Raw genomic sequence first — 14,420 nt, forward strand, 5'->3', positions numbered from 1 at the left:
TATAGTTGTTTGTTGTTAGTTATTGGTTGATAGTTATTTGGGAATTTCCAACAACAATCAACCAACAACCATCAACTAAAATTAGTTATATTTTGCTGAAATTTCTTTTGCTGCTTTTTCGATAACGTCAGTAATGTTGTCATCTAATTTACCAGCTTTCAAAGCGTTAAGTGTATCTTTGTGTTTACTGTTTAAGTACGCTAAGAAATCAGCTTCAAATTCTTTTACTTTATCTACAGGAACGTTTCTTAATAAGTTTTTAGAACCCGCGTAAATAATAGCTACTTGATTTTCAACAGGGTAAGGATCATTTAAACCTTGTTTCAAGATTTCAACGTTTCTTTTTCCTTTTTCAATTACGTTTAATGTAACAGAATCTAAGTCAGAACCAAATTTAGCAAAAGCTTCTAATTCACGGAATTGAGCTTGGTCTAATTTTAAAGTTCCAGAAACTTTTTTCATTGATTTAATTTGAGCATTACCTCCAACACGAGATACAGAGATACCTACGTTAATTGCAGGACGAACTCCAGAGTTGAACAAATCTCCATCAAGGAAAATCTGACCATCTGTAATAGAGATTACGTTTGTTGGGATATATGCAGAAACGTCACCAGCTTGAGTTTCGATAATTGGCAAAGCAGTTAATGAACCACCACCCTTTACGATAGATTTGATAGAATCTGGTAAGTCGTTCATGTTTTTAGCGATACCATCATCAGCGATTACTTTACAAGCACGCTCTAATAAACGAGAGTGTAAGTAGAAAACGTCTCCAGGGTAAGCCTCACGTCCCGGTGGTCTTCTTAATAAAAGAGAAACCTCACGGTAAGCAACTGCTTGTTTAGACAAGTCATCATACACGATAAGAGCTGGACGACCTGAATCTCTGAAGTATTCACCAATTGCAGCACCCGCGAATGGAGCGTAAACCTGCATTGGAGCTGGATCAGAAGCATTAGCAGCAACGATAACTGTATAAGCCATTGCTCCTTTTTCTTCTAACATTTTTGCGATTCCTGCTACAGTTGAAGCTTTTTGTCCAATTGCAACATATATACAGAATACAGGTTTTCCTGCATCGTAAAATTCTTTTTGATTTAAGATTGTATCGATACAAACAGTTGATTTACCTGTTTGACGGTCACCAATTACAAGCTCACGTTGTCCACGACCTACTGGGATCATAGCATCAACTGCTTTAACTCCAGTTTGTAATGGTTCAGTTACTGGCTGACGGAATACAACACCAGGTGCTTTTCTTTCTAATGGCATTTCGTATAAGTCTCCACCAATTGGTCCTTTTCCATCGATTGGAAAACCAAGAGTGTTAACAACACGTCCTACCATTTGTTCACCTACTTTAAGAGAAGCAATACGCTGAGTTCTTTTTGCAGTAGATCCTTCTTTAATTCCAGTTGAAGGTCCTAAAAGTACCACCCCAACATTATCCTCTTCTAGATTCAATACGATACCTTCCATACCGTTATCAAATTCTACTAACTCACCATATTGTACATTAGACAGCCCGTAAACACGAGCAATACCGTCTCCAACTTGAAGTACTGTTCCTACTTCCTCTAGCGTAGCACCAGATTCAAAACCTTCTACTTGCTTTCTTAATATTGCTGAAATTTCAGCAGGTTTGATTTCCGCCATCTTAATTTATAATTTAGACACTTTTGTGTTATAAAAACTAATTACTTAACTCTCTTTTTAATACTTGTAATCTGTTTGCAACAGAAGCGTTGTATTGCTTGTCGCCTATTCTTAAAATAAATCCACCAATAATTGAAGGATCTACTATGTTTTCGATTGTTATTTTTTTATCTGATAAAGTTGCAATTTTAGCCAGAACTTTAGCTTCTAAAGCTGCATCCATAGGAATAGCTGTAGTTACTTTAGCTACTTCAACGCCATTGCTTAAATCATATACTTTAGTATATTCTACTGCAATAGCATCTAAAATTTCAAATCTTTTATTTTCAAATAATAACTGAAATAACCCTTTAGTTACATCATTTACATTTGCAAAAACTTCTAAAAGAGCATTTTGCTTAACTTCAACAGTTGTTGTTGGGTTTTGAATAAATGTGCTCAATTCTTCATTTGTCTCAATTGCAGATGCAATTGATTTCATATCGTTATTGACAGCTTCGGCAACACCTTTAGAGTTTGCTAAGTCTAGAATTGCTTTTGCATAACGAATTGCTGCTCTCGTATTTGCCATAATCTTAGTTTAGCTTTACGTCACCTAACATTTTCTCAACTAATTTAGTTTGAGATTCTTTATTAGATAATTCTTCTTTCAATAATTTTTCAGCAATACTCAATGATAAAGTTGAAACTTGAGATTTCAATTCTGCCATTGCAGCATTTTTTTCGCTTTCGATAGCTGCTTTAGCCTGCTCGATCATTTTTTGACCTTGAGCTTGAGCTTCGTTTTTAGAATCAGCAATCATTTTCTCTTTCATTTCACGTGCTTCTTTCAGCATAGCATCACGCTCTGCACGCGCTTCGTTTAAGATTCTTTGGTTATCTGCTTGAAGATTTTCCATTTCTTTTCTTGCATTTTCTGCAGAAAGTAATGCATCTTTAATACCTTGCTCTCTATCATTTACTGCATCAAGAATTGGTTTCCATGCAAATTTTTTCAATAAAAATATTAATCCAACAAATATTAATACTTGCCAAAAGAACAAACCGAACTCGAACTGATTTATTAACTTTTCCATTATATACGATTATAAATTTTAATTTTTTTGTTTTAAACTGCCGTAAGCAATTCTAATGTTAATTTTTAAAACAATAGTTACAACCAACCGTTGCAACTATTGTTTTGTGTGTTTTTAATTAAGCAGCAAATAATGCAGCGAAACCAATTCCTTCAATAAGGGCAGCAGCGATAAGCATAGCTGTTTGGATTTTTCCTGAAGCTTCTGGCTGACGAGCGATAGCGTCCATTGCTGAACCACCAATTCTACCAATACCTAATGCAGCTCCGATTACGATTAATCCAGCTCCTACGAAATTTAAACCGTTCATATATGTATATATTAAAAATTAAACATTCAATTTTGACTGTAGATTTTTTAAATAGATTTTAGATTGAATATCTTTTAAACCTAATTTATAAATCTATCTATTAATGGTGTGCATCATCATCATGATGGTGCTCTTCAACTGCTGAACCAAAATAAAGTGCAGACAGCATTGTAAAAATATAGGCTTGTAAAAATGCTACTAAGATTTCAAGTATAGAAAGCACAAATGATAATCCGAAAGATAAACTGCTTCCAATCCAGCTTTTAAAGATAAACATTAAACCAATAATACTCATTAATACAATGTGACCCGCGAAGATGTTTGCGTACAAACGAATCATTAACGAGAATGGTTTAATAAAAACTCCTAACAATTCGATTGGAGCCAAAATAATTCTCATTGGTTTTGGCACTCCTGGCATCCAGAAAATGTGACCCCAGTAATTTTTGTTAGCTGAAAAGTTTGTGATTAAGAAAGTAAGGATCGCTAAAGAAAATGTAACTGTAAAGTTTCCTGTTGCGTTAATCCCTAGTGGAGTTAATCCGAAAATATTTAAAAACAATACAAAGAAGAAAATCGTTAATAAATAACTCATGTATCTTTTATAGTGTTTCTCTCCAATGTTTGGAATAGCTACTTCATCACGGATGAAAACAACAAGTGGTTCAAAGAATCTTCCCGCTCCTGAAGCAATTCCTCCATTTTTAGCATATGATTTTGCTAAACTTGTAAATAACCAGAACATTAATAAAGCTGCTACGAAAATAGAAAGTACCGTTTTTGTAATTGAAAAATCTAACGGACGAACGTTTGTTGGGTGTCCAGTTTTTTCGTCTTCAGTAATTTTTCCAGAAGCATCTGTTCTGTAAATTTTACCATCATGGTGATTGATCACATAATAGTTTCCATTTGACTCGGCAACTTCGTGACCGTGGTGAAATTTTGAAGAAGAAAAAATATGAAGACCATTATCCCAAATAATTACTGGTAATGGAAAACCATAATATTTACCAGTCTCATCATCTTGAGTTAAAGTAAAATCATGCGAGTCTAAAACGTGGTGGCCAATGAATGCTTTAATTTTAGATTTTACATCTGTTGGCTCAGCGTGGTGCCCTTCAGAAGCTGCTTCATGAGCTACTTCAGTTTGAACATGCGCCGAATCTTTTTCTATATTAGAAAAACTCATTAGTGGAAGACAAGCTACTAAAGCTGCAAGAATAAATCTGAGTGGTTTGTTTGAAATCACCATATCTGTGGAAATTCTTATTTTTTACGTTTCTAAAATTTGGTGCAAAGGTACATTTTTTATTAATATTCAAAAGGATATGAAAAATTATTTTTGAACCTTGTTTTAAAGAATCCTCATTTTAACGCTTTTCATTTAATAATCGGACAGTTAAAATCGTTTGAAATAACAAAAACAGAATAAATGTTATAAAAAAATTGGTTTTTTCAACAGAGACGTTGTGAATCTTGTCTGATAAAATCGGTCGCAAAATAAAATAATAAAGAAACATTTGAATAAAAGTTCCCAGCATAAAAAACATTCCGATGCTGTCAAATTTGTCTTTTCTGAATTTTACGGTTGCCGCCAGCAGTACTGTAGAGGATATTAAAAAAATTAGATACAATACTTCTAATGTATAATGAAAGTTCTGATCGTTAATTTTAAAAACGACAAAAGCTCCCTTATGAAGTATATAGGAAGCTAATGTAATACAGTATAAATGTAGAATGAGTTTGTAGTTCTTTAAAAACATTTTGATTTTTTTGCAAAGATGCAATATTTATTCAAGCTGTTTTAAAAACTTAATTTACTTTGTTTTATTGATTTCGTTTACCTGACGGATTACGTTGTATAAGGCAAGTGCAACTCCTACCATAACTAATACCTTATTATAGTATACCTTATTATTTGGATGATTTTCATCGAGCCAGGTTCCTAAATAAGCAAACAAAAAAATAATAACACCCATTTGTATCGGAATATTAATGAGTGCAATCCATTTATTTCTTTGTTTTTTATTCGGCTCCTTTTCCATCTTCTAACATTATAACCTGATTAGCATGTTCGAGCATTGTACAGGTCGCTGTAAAATCTGCTCCAGGCTCTATCGAAAGTTTTCCGACTAAAACCTCGCCATGAATTTTTGCAGTTGCCTTTATGTTCAGGACTTCAAGCACTTTTATTTTTCCATGAAATTGTCCTTCAATATCGGCGTTGTTACAAATGATTTCTCCTTTTACAACACCGCTCATTCCTATTACTAATTTTCCCTGAGAGGTAAAATTTCCAATTAATTCTCCGTCGAGCCTAAAGTCCGCTTTTGAAACTATATCGCCTACAATCGAGGTTCCTTCAACAATTCGGTTAGTTTTTCCTAAAAGTTCTGTTCCGTTTTTTTTTACTTTGTCAAACATTATATTATGGGTTTTTTGGGGTCAGATAGGCTTCGAGGTTTTTCTTAATTTGCACCACTTTGTAATTATCAACAGATATAATTACATAAGGATTGGCAATTTTATACTTTTGATCGTCTCTGAAAACTCCGGCAACATCTTGAGCATAAGCTTCAGACTTTAAACCATGAATAACCACAAAACTTTCGGTTTTATTGTATTTGTCGAAAGATGTTGTTAGTCGTTCGAAATTTTCAACTAGCAAAAATACTCTAATTGCTTCTTCAATTTTTTTGACTGATTTAGTATCGTTATTGTGAACCGGGTACAATATTTTCCAGCTTTTATTATCAGCTGTTGTAAAATCAAGTTTTTCTAAAGTCGGAATTTGTTTCTCTAAAATTTCACGCGCATTTTTACCTTCTTGGCTATTTGGGTAATTATCAGCTACTTCTTCTAAACCTTTTTTATAGGCTGCAAGTCCTTCTACTTTTCCTAAAGTACTTGCTTTTAACAATTCGTATTTAGAAACAATTTCATCTCCTGAATATTGATTTATCAAATTATCAATGTTATCTAGAACTTCATTGAATTTTTCTTCTTCGTATAATTTATACCATTTCTTGTATTCTTTATCGGCAGAAGCCAGATCTTCTGAATTGGCATTGTTTAAAATCTGGGCATATCTCGACGTTGGATAATTTACAGTTATGTCGGATTTCATTTTTTCTGCTTTTGCAGGATCTGTAATTTGATAAATTTTATACAAATTATACATCGAAGGCAGAATCAGTTTTTCTTCAGGATTATTTTTTAATAATTGTTCCAACTTACCGCTTGCCAAAGCATATTCTTTGAATTTCTCCTTATATATAAGACCTAACTGATAATACGCGAAGTTGCGTTCTTTACCAATGCTATCAATAGCGACTTGTGTTTTTGGGAGTTGTTTTTCGTAAAATTCAGTAGTATATTTTTCTATCACTACAGTATCTTTTATTGCTTTTGCAGCATTTAGATCGTTTATAGAATCATTCAACGCAGCATCATTTGCTGATTTAATAGAAGCGAGTCTCCAGTTTCCGCCCAATGTTCTGTTTCCCCAAGCTTTTTTAAACTGCAATTTTCCATAAGCAACAGTAGTGGGATTGTAAAAGTAAAAAGTACTCGAAGCATCGTTTCCAGATGGAGGTCGCATACCGCCGTCAAGTTCAGCTGGTTTACCCAAAGAATTTGGATTAACAGCAACTGGTCCGCTAGATGCATTTGTATTGCGGTCTATATTGGCTAATCTTTCTTTTTCCTTTTCTTCTAGAATTCTTTTTTCTTCGTCTTTCTTTTTAAGTTCGGCAATATAACTTTCGAAGTAAATTTTTCTTTCGGCATCTGGAAGTCCGTATACTTTAATAATACTATCATTGCGTTTTGCAATTGCTTCGTATTTAATTACGTTGTCTAGATTTTTTCTGTTTTTCTCATAAAAAGCATATTCTCTTGTTTTCGGATTTAGTTTCGTCAAAGTACTATCGTAATACTTCGCTGCCATTGTATAGTCTGTATTTTTAAAATACATATTACCAATGTTTCTATATGCCGATGCCATTAAATACGGATCTTTTGATTTTCTGGCTAACGATTTATTATAAAAAGCCAATGCGCTTTTGGTGTCTTTTCTTTTATCATAAAAAACTCCCATTTCATAAAAAAGCACATCATAATACGGACGGTTTTCACGATCTGCGACTAACTTATTGTATGTTTTTAAGAAGATCGTATCGTTGCCATTTTCATAATCATACATCTGAGCTTTTTTTGCGTAAGCGTGCATCATGTATTTACGATCTGCTTTACGATTCATGTGGATTACTCCATCATAAAAATACGCAGCGCTGTCTTTTTTCCCAGCTTCTTGATACATCTGTCCCAGAATAAAACGGTATCTGGCTTTGTCTTCGTTTACACGCGAAAATTTTTCAGCAATTTTTAATTTAGTAACCGCACTATCTTTTTCTTCTAAGTTTAAAAAAGCTTCTGCTAATAAAGCATTTGCATCCGAAAAAGTCTGTTTTTTTAAATCGGTTTTTCGTAATAAGAGATTGATATTTTTAACAACAATTGCGTCGTTGCCTAAACGCATATTGGTTTTTTCACGCCAAATTTTTGCGGTATAAATGTTACTACTGTTTGGGTATTTGTATAGAATATAATTGAATGCTTCAAGTGCCGGAATAAAGCGCTGATCGTAGTATCTGGCTTTTCCAAGCATTAGATAAGCTTCGTCTATTTGGTAGTTTCTTTCTCTTCCTCCAATATTCATGGAGTGTTTCTGAATGGCTTTTGTAGCTTTTTCTTCGGCTTTTTCAAAATCAGCATTTTTTGCTTTTTGTCCTTCAGAAAAATTTTCATCAAACTGCATTTTTTCAATCGGAAGCTGTTTCCAAAAATTATCTTGATTATTGGCTTGAATCGATTTTAAACCTTTATCAAGAGCAACTTCACCATTGTACAAAATATTGTATTTTGTACTTAAGGCGTGTGAATTTCTATTCACGAAAGTATTATTCTTGGTAGAACAGGCTATCAAAAAGAATAAAAAAAAGAGAAAAAAGCTATATTTTAGAGTATTCTTTTTCAATAGAACTAATTTTTAAAGCATTAACTTATAAAAAGCAATTTTAGTATAATGACTCGTAAAAATACGCTTCTTTTTGAAATAACAGAAAAATTAAACTGCAAAAAACGATTCCAATTCTTGTAAGGTTTCTTTTGAGGTTTGAATATCCTTTACAATTTCACCTTTATTGAGCGCTACAATTCGATCACATACTTCTACGGTATGCTGTAAATCGTGGCTTGAAACCAAAATAGTAACATTAGGATCGTCAGCTAACTCTTTAATAATTTTTTTCAAACGGCTTACAGTTGTGGGATCTAGATTGGCAAAAGGTTCATCTAAAATTACTACTTCTGGATTGCCAATAAGTGTGGCGATGATTCCCACTTTTTTCTGATTTCCTTTTGAAAGATCACGCAGGTATTTTTTATTGTTTAAAATTTCCCCGTTAAAAAATTCTTCGTGTTTTTGTAAAAGTGCATCAATATCTGCTTTATTTTGATGACGTAGATCTCCAATAAAATAAAAATATTCTTCTGGAGTTAAATAACCAATTAAGAAACTTTCATCTAAAAAAGAACCTGTAAAAGTTTTCCAGTTTTCGCTTGTATTTACCTGAATGTCATTGCTTTTAATATATCCAGTTGAAGGCTGAATAAGATCTAAAAGCAAACTGAAAAAAGTTGTTTTTCCAGCGCCATTATTTCCTACCAAACCAAAACTTTGTCCTTTTGGAATTTCAAGATTCTTAATATTTAAAACTGTTGTGCCGTTATATTTTTTTGAAAGCTCGTTTACTTGTATCATGGTAATTGCTAATTTTAGAGTGTTGATTTTAGATTAAAAAAGATAATTTCTCATTATCAAATTGACATGTTATCTAAATTTAATTCTTTTGTTTGTAAGCACTTATCGTACTGTACTTTTCTATTTTATATCTTTTTTCGATTAAAGAAAAAACTTTGTCTTTAAAAACAAATCCCAAGATTCCTGTTAAAGCTACTAATGCTAATCCGAGATTGTTGTTGTTAAAATAAATTCCGATTCCGTAAAGAAACAATGGCAGTAAAATTTTTGGCAACGTAAGCAGCATTGCGCTCACATTGAAAGCTTTTTTATCGCCAAATGCACCGCCTGCATTACTTAAATCGATTGGTGTTTTAGTAAATGCACCTCCTAATAATACCAAATGCGAATTAACTCCGATATTGTAAATTGCGGCAACCACAATCGTTATATAAATATGCAAGCCAAAGTATAAGTAAAATGAACACAAAATTGTAGACACAATGGTAGCAATAACTATCAACCACCATTTTGCCATGATGTAACCGCGATACGGAATATTTTGTGTCATCATTAATTGGTAATACGAACTATCCCAGCTTGGTACAAATTGACCAAAGACAAACAAAAATCCGCCCGAAACAAAAATCCCAGCCAAAAGATGCATTACTGGTTTATCATACGTTTCAATTCCTCCAGAAAAAAATAAGAGTCCATAAAACAAAAAGAATATACTCATGACAATAGTGGTTTTGGATCTTTTATTTCTTTTAATGAGTTTAATATCATTTTTAAGAAACGTTCCTACAGTTCCAAACTGATTGAGCCATGAAAGATTTTCTGTTGAAGCAATATCTTGTTTTATAGAAAGTCCTGCATCGAGATATAAGTTCTTTTTGAAATAATTAAAAGTAAAAACATACAATCCGATTAAGGTTAAAATCGGAATTAGAAATATTCCTTCGATGTCATAAAGACTTTGAAAAAATGGAGTTGTAATTTTTGTTACATCAAATAAGTGATAGTATTGCGCGCCTCCCAAACCGAGGATTAAAACTATAAAGGCAACAAATAGTTTATCGATATTGCTTAGAATGATATTCAGAAAGTTATTGATATAAATGAGAGCCATTGCTCCTAAATGCCAAAAAACAATTCCAACAACATCGTAACCATTTAAAATCAATACAACTGAAAACGGAACAAAAAACAACGCATGCATCCAGTTAAAAAATGACAATGCGGTTTTTCCTAATGAAAAATGAACAATTGTTGGTTTTTTAAACGGTAAAACCAATAACGGTTTGATGTTTAAAACAGGAATAGATTGCAGCAGCAAACGAATTAATAAATCAAATAAAAAATAGTAAACCAAGAATCTGTTTACGGTGACAAAAGGTTCCAATTTCATGTCTTTAAGAACATAAAATAAGCCAACACCCATTCCGATAAAAATTAATGAAAAATAAATCATCAAAAACCCGAGTAAAATTTTCATCGCCAGATTTTTATTAAACGACGCCGATCTTATAAAGGCTTTCCATTCAAGATAAATAAACTTTTTAATCATGGTTAATGTTTTTTGGTTTTTCAATAAGAGACGAAATATTTAAAAACGTTACAAAAAAAGTTAAAAAAAATAATTTCGTGCTAAACTTTTAATAGTGGTTTGCTACTTTTGCATAAAAATTCTATCATGCCTTCATTCTTAAAACTTATAATTAAAGAGGTTAAACGCGAAACTGCCAATGCTGTTTCGGTACTTTTTAATGTTCCTGAAGAACTTAAGCCAGACTATAAATTTATTGCTGGACAATATATAAATTTAAAATTAACTCTCGACAATCAAGAAATCAGACGTGCTTATTCAATTTGTTCTGCGCCAGACAGCGGTGAATTACGAATTGCTGTAAAAGCGGTAAAAAATGGTCTTTTTTCTCAGTTTGCCAATACAACTCTAAAAGCAGGAGATGTTCTTGAAGTGGGACAGCCGGAAGGAAAATTTACTTTTGAGCCGGATGCTGAAAGACAAAAAAATTATGCTGCATTTGTAGCAGGAAGCGGGATTACACCAGTTCTTTCTATTTTAAAATCAGTTTTAAAAAATGAGCCGAAAAGTTCATTTGTACTGGTTTACGGAAATAGAACTCCAGAAGAAACGATCTTTCATCAGGAACTTCATGATTTACAATTACAATACGTAGGCCGATTTTTTGTGCATTATGTATTCAGCCAGGCGAAAGTTGAAAATGCATTATTTGGGCGAATTGAGAAATCTTCTGTCAATTATGTATTGAACAACAAACACAAAGAACTGGAATTTGATAAATTCTACTTGTGTGGTCCTGAAGAAATGATTAATACGGTTTCGAATGTTTTGAAAGAGAAAAATGTAAAAGAATCAGCTATTAAGTTTGAACTTTTTACATCTTCTTCTGAAGAAAACGTGATTCAAGGTTCTCAGGAAGGACACACAAAGATTACGGTTTTAGTGGACGATGAAGAAACTACTTTTGAAATGTCAAAAAAACAAACCATTCTTGATGCTGCCCTAAAACAAGGTGTTGACGCTCCTTATTCTTGTCAAGGCGGGATTTGCAGCAGTTGTTTAGGACGTGTAACTGTAGGATCTGCTGAAATGACTAAAAACTCTATTTTAACAGACGGCGAAATTGCCGAAGGTTTAATCTTAACTTGTCAAGCGCATCCAACTTCAGAAACTATTTATGTAGATTACGACGACGTATAATTGTTGAAATTCAAAATATAAAATTCCAAATTCCAATTTATGATTAGAATTTGGAATTTTTTTTTGGAAAAAATTAGATTAAAAAATATATAAAAAGATATTACTGATTTTGAAGATTTTTTAAAAAATATGCTGAAAATTTACTAAATTAGTACAATACACAAGACTGATACATTTTTTATCGTCAAGATAGATTCTGTAAGCCTTCATTTAATTGTAAACACACTAAAAACATTAAATATCATGGCAACACATCATTATCTTCGCCTAACTTTTATTTTACTTTTTGTAGTAACTTCTTTATTCTGTATCTACTTTATAATCAAAAAAAGAAAAAACAGAAAAGCTCCTAAACTGCTTTCAAAAGAAAAATATAATTCTTCAATAGATGGAATGAAAGAAGTTTCAATTTCCAATGATAATTTTTTCAATATCTGGCCTTATGTAAGCGAATTAAAAGCGGCCAAAATTCTATCAAAAGAAATTAAAGAATCTGAATTGATACATAAGGTTTTCAGGAATTCAACTGAAGATTTGGAACACATTTTACTAACCACTGAAAAAGAAAATCATTTTGTTGAAGTCGTAGTTGACAAAAACAAAAAGAAAGTACTGGGATATCTTTTTCTTAACTTGTAAGAATAGCTTTAAAAATTAAAAAAAATGATGATCTTTGCCAAAGTTTAAAATTTTGACAAAGATGAAGTCAATTCGAGAAATATTTAAAAATAATCAATCGCTTTTGGAAGAGCCAGAAGTTATGCAGCTTGTTGATTATTGTTCAGAATTACAAGATGAGATTGTAGAACTTAAATTTCAAAAAACAGAGAATAGAGAACTTCCATTGATCGATATGATCAAAGAGGTTGTAAAAGGCTGTGAAGCTTTAGAAAAAGAACAAATGGAACACGAACGATTTGGTTATGATGCTCCAGATTATCAGGAAACAATCGCGAATCTTAAAAATTATATTTACCGCAGATGTCGCGATGAGAAGATTTGGCTTTAGGTAAAATTCCTATATCAAAAAATGAAATTCCAATATTTAAATTCCAAATTCCAACTTAAAATTGGGAGTTGGAATTTGGATTTTTTTATTGGAATTTTAAATCAATTTATTGATTTTAGAAACCACATCTTCTGGAGAAATTGTTCTCATGGCATTTTCATAACCTTCAACCATTTTATTTCCATAAACCGAAGTTGGCAGTTTTGGATATTGATTTCGGTCTGAAGTAATTGCGTTTTCTAAACTTTGATTGAATGGCAAAAATCCTGCATATGGATGTGTTGCGCCCCAAAGTGTAACCACTTTTACACCAAGCATTGCGGCAATATGTGCGTTGCCTGAATCCATAGAAAGCATGACATCGAGATTGCTGATTAATTGTAATTCCTGCTGAAATTTAATTTTTCCAGCCATATTAATTACATTATCAAAAGGCTGAGAAAGCGATTCTAAAATTTCGATTTCTTTTTTTCCGCCGCCAAAAAGTAAAATTTTATTTGATGGATTTTCGGCTAATTTTTCAATTACTTCTTTCATCAAATCTAAAGGATACACCTTAGAATCGTATTGCGCAAAAGGCGCAATTCCAATTAACTTTGAGTTTCCGTTACCGATAATTTCTAAAATATCAGTGCTTAAAACTGGTTTCTCTGGAAATATTGGATTTGATAAATCTAATGGAAAACCGAGTTCTTCGAACACTTTTGCGTGTCTTTCGAACATGGTTGGCAATTGTTTGAAAACCTTATTTTCGTCTCTTGTCAATTCCTTTTTTCCTTCACGACCTTTATCAACAGTTGCTCTTTTTTTGCCGCTTAAAGCGAAAAGTAAACTCACTATTTTAGATCGTAAAACATTATGAAGATCTGCAAAAGCATCAATTTTCAATTGTTGCACATCTTTAAACAAACGCAAAAGTCCAGGAAATCCTTTGTGTCTCTCTTTTTCATCAAAAGCAAAAAATTCTAGATTTGGAATTCCGTCGAAAAAGGGTTTAAAAAACGGACGAGAAATAACCGTCAATTTTACGGTTGGATATTGTTTTACAAAAGCTCGTAAAACAGGAACCGTCATGGCGACATCTCCCATTGCGGATAGTCTCATGACGGCTATATGCTTAATTTTGCTAGACAAGTCTGCCAAATTATTTTTTATTTTGATATAAAACTGGGTTTAACTCGTCGTCGTTGTACATTTTCATTTGTTTGTACACTTTCATGAATTTGTCACCATTTTCAATGTCAGTCAATAATTCTTCGATTGCTGTCGATAAATCTGTTCTTTGTTCTAAAAGTACATTTAACTTTTCCTGACATTTATCTCTGTGCTCTTGAGAAGCTTCTGCACGAGTTGCTTCTTCATTCATATGATAAATTTTCAATGCTAAAATTGATAATCTGTCAAATGCCCAAGCTGGACTTTCAGAGTTGATTTTTGCTCCTTCTTTTGCTTTTACATGGCTGTATTTCTGCAAAAAGTAACTGTCGATATATTCAACCATATCGGTACGCTCTTGGTTAGAAGCATCGATTCTTCTTTTTAACGTTAAAGCTGCAACCGGATCAATTTGTGGATCACGAATGATATCTTCAAAATGCCATTGAACAGTGTCAATCCAATTTTTTAGATATAATAAATGTTCAAATTTATCTTTCGGATAAGGATTGTTTATCGGCTGGTCAACATTATCAAATTGATGATAATCTTTAATGCTTTGTTCGAAAACAGAATATGCTAATTTTGAAAACATGTGTTTATTTTTTATAGTTACAAAGATACTTTTTATACTTTTATGCTGCGAAAAAAAGAATTTA

Annotated in this window: 15 protein-coding genes; 3 read left to right on the plus strand and 12 right to left on the minus strand. The window is 32.4% G+C overall.

Annotated features, from left to right (window positions below):
* Positions 1-81 precede the first annotated feature (81 nt).
* The 10 genes from atpA to J0383_RS10940 all read right to left on the minus strand — a co-directional run bounded on the left by atpA (position 82) and on the right by J0383_RS10940 (position 10,418).
* Positions 82-1,659 carry a F0F1 ATP synthase subunit alpha gene (gene atpA / locus J0383_RS10895; protein ID WP_207298404.1) on the minus strand — a complete coding sequence of 526 codons (1,578 nt, stop codon included), beginning with the start codon at positions 1,657-1,659 and terminating at the stop codon, positions 82-84.
* Positions 1,660-1,696: 37 nt separating this feature from the next.
* Positions 1,697-2,230 carry an ATP synthase F1 subunit delta gene (gene atpH, locus J0383_RS10900; protein ID WP_207298405.1) on the minus strand — a complete coding sequence of 178 codons (534 nt, stop codon included), beginning with the start codon at positions 2,228-2,230 and terminating at the stop codon, positions 1,697-1,699.
* 4 nt (positions 2,231-2,234) lie between these two features.
* A complete protein-coding gene (locus tag J0383_RS10905) occupies positions 2,235-2,735 on the minus strand; it encodes a F0F1 ATP synthase subunit B (RefSeq protein ID WP_207298406.1) in 501 nt (166 codons plus the stop codon).
* Between the two features lie 118 nt (positions 2,736-2,853).
* Complete coding sequence (atpE, locus tag J0383_RS10910; RefSeq protein ID WP_207298407.1) at positions 2,854-3,045, minus strand: ATP synthase F0 subunit C; 192 nt, start codon at positions 3,043-3,045, stop codon at positions 2,854-2,856.
* A gap of 100 nt (positions 3,046-3,145) precedes the next feature.
* Complete coding sequence (gene atpB, locus J0383_RS10915; RefSeq protein ID WP_207298408.1) at positions 3,146-4,297, minus strand: F0F1 ATP synthase subunit A; 1,152 nt, start codon at positions 4,295-4,297, stop codon at positions 3,146-3,148.
* A 565-nt stretch (positions 4,298-4,862) separates the two neighbouring features.
* Positions 4,863-5,090, minus strand: a complete 228-nt coding sequence (locus J0383_RS10920; RefSeq protein ID WP_207298409.1) for an AtpZ/AtpI family protein — start codon at positions 5,088-5,090, stop codon at positions 4,863-4,865.
* Positions 5,071-5,469 (minus strand): bactofilin family protein, encoded by a 399-nt coding sequence (locus J0383_RS10925; protein ID WP_207298410.1) that lies wholly within the window; start codon positions 5,467-5,469, stop codon positions 5,071-5,073. Before J0383_RS10925 ends, J0383_RS10920 begins: the two co-directional genes overlap by 20 nt.
* Positions 5,470-5,473: 4 nt before the next feature.
* Positions 5,474-8,083 carry a type IX secretion system periplasmic lipoprotein PorW/SprE gene (porW, locus tag J0383_RS10930; RefSeq protein WP_207298411.1) on the minus strand — a complete coding sequence of 870 codons (2,610 nt, stop codon included), beginning with the start codon at positions 8,081-8,083 and terminating at the stop codon, positions 5,474-5,476.
* 90 nt (positions 8,084-8,173) lie between these two features.
* Complete coding sequence (locus J0383_RS10935; RefSeq protein WP_207298412.1) at positions 8,174-8,869, minus strand: ABC transporter ATP-binding protein; 696 nt, start codon at positions 8,867-8,869, stop codon at positions 8,174-8,176.
* Positions 8,870-8,948: 79 nt separating this feature from the next.
* On the minus strand, positions 8,949-10,418 hold the full coding sequence (locus tag J0383_RS10940) for a DUF5687 family protein (protein WP_207298413.1): 1,470 nt from the start codon (positions 10,416-10,418) through the stop codon (positions 8,949-8,951).
* A 126-nt stretch (positions 10,419-10,544) separates the two neighbouring features.
* On the opposite strand from J0383_RS10940, the gene J0383_RS10945 reads away from it, so the two are divergent.
* The 3 genes from J0383_RS10945 (at position 10,545) to J0383_RS10955 (ending at position 12,606) form a co-directional block, all read left to right on the plus strand.
* The gene (locus J0383_RS10945) at positions 10,545-11,597 is read left to right on the plus strand and encodes a 2Fe-2S iron-sulfur cluster-binding protein (protein WP_207298414.1); all 1,053 of its coding nucleotides are present in this window, start codon (positions 10,545-10,547) and stop codon (positions 11,595-11,597) included.
* 243 nt (positions 11,598-11,840) lie between these two features.
* The gene (locus J0383_RS10950) at positions 11,841-12,236 is read left to right on the plus strand and encodes a hypothetical protein (RefSeq protein ID WP_207298415.1); all 396 of its coding nucleotides are present in this window, start codon (positions 11,841-11,843) and stop codon (positions 12,234-12,236) included.
* A gap of 61 nt (positions 12,237-12,297) precedes the next feature.
* Positions 12,298-12,606 carry a hypothetical protein gene (locus tag J0383_RS10955; protein WP_207298416.1) on the plus strand — a complete coding sequence of 103 codons (309 nt, stop codon included), beginning with the start codon at positions 12,298-12,300 and terminating at the stop codon, positions 12,604-12,606.
* 96 nt (positions 12,607-12,702) lie between these two features.
* Here the strand turns inward: J0383_RS10955 and J0383_RS10960 are convergent, their stop codons facing one another.
* Positions 12,703-13,710: a glycosyltransferase family 9 protein gene (locus J0383_RS10960; protein ID WP_207298417.1), complete on the minus strand. Its 1,008-nt coding sequence runs from the start codon at positions 13,708-13,710 to the stop codon at positions 12,703-12,705.
* Between the two features lie 40 nt (positions 13,711-13,750).
* On the minus strand, positions 13,751-14,356 hold the full coding sequence (locus J0383_RS10965) for a DUF4254 domain-containing protein (RefSeq protein WP_207298418.1): 606 nt from the start codon (positions 14,354-14,356) through the stop codon (positions 13,751-13,753).
* Positions 14,357-14,420: the final 64 nt, after the last annotated feature.

Origin of the sequence: Flavobacterium endoglycinae, assembly GCF_017352115.1 — a bacterium.
GTDB lineage: Bacteria > Bacteroidota > Bacteroidia > Flavobacteriales > Flavobacteriaceae > Flavobacterium > Flavobacterium endoglycinae.

Coding starts and splice junctions, on each gene's coding strand:
- atpA (WP_207298404.1), bottom strand. CDS start 1,659: ATGGCGGAAATCAAACCTGCTGAAATTTCAGCAATATTAAGAAAGCAA.
- atpH (WP_207298405.1), bottom strand. CDS start 2,230: ATGGCAAATACGAGAGCAGCAATTCGTTATGCAAAAGCAATTCTAGAC.
- J0383_RS10905 (WP_207298406.1), bottom strand. CDS start 2,735: ATGGAAAAGTTAATAAATCAGTTCGAGTTCGGTTTGTTCTTTTGGCAA.
- atpE (WP_207298407.1), bottom strand. CDS start 3,045: ATGAACGGTTTAAATTTCGTAGGAGCTGGATTAATCGTAATCGGAGCT.
- atpB (WP_207298408.1), bottom strand. CDS start 4,297: ATGGTGATTTCAAACAAACCACTCAGATTTATTCTTGCAGCTTTAGTA.
- J0383_RS10920 (WP_207298409.1), bottom strand. CDS start 5,090: ATGGAAAAGGAGCCGAATAAAAAACAAAGAAATAAATGGATTGCACTC.
- J0383_RS10925 (WP_207298410.1), bottom strand. CDS start 5,469: ATGTTTGACAAAGTAAAAAAAAACGGAACAGAACTTTTAGGAAAAACT.
- J0383_RS10935 (WP_207298412.1), bottom strand. CDS start 8,869: ATGATACAAGTAAACGAGCTTTCAAAAAAATATAACGGCACAACAGTT.
- J0383_RS10940 (WP_207298413.1), bottom strand. CDS start 10,418: ATGATTAAAAAGTTTATTTATCTTGAATGGAAAGCCTTTATAAGATCG.
- J0383_RS10945 (WP_207298414.1), top strand. CDS start 10,545: ATGCCTTCATTCTTAAAACTTATAATTAAAGAGGTTAAACGCGAAACT.
- J0383_RS10950 (WP_207298415.1), top strand. CDS start 11,841: ATGGCAACACATCATTATCTTCGCCTAACTTTTATTTTACTTTTTGTA.
- J0383_RS10955 (WP_207298416.1), top strand. CDS start 12,298: ATGAAGTCAATTCGAGAAATATTTAAAAATAATCAATCGCTTTTGGAA.
- J0383_RS10960 (WP_207298417.1), bottom strand. CDS start 13,710: ATGAGACTATCCGCAATGGGAGATGTCGCCATGACGGTTCCTGTTTTA.
- J0383_RS10965 (WP_207298418.1), bottom strand. CDS start 14,356: ATGTTTTCAAAATTAGCATATTCTGTTTTCGAACAAAGCATTAAAGAT.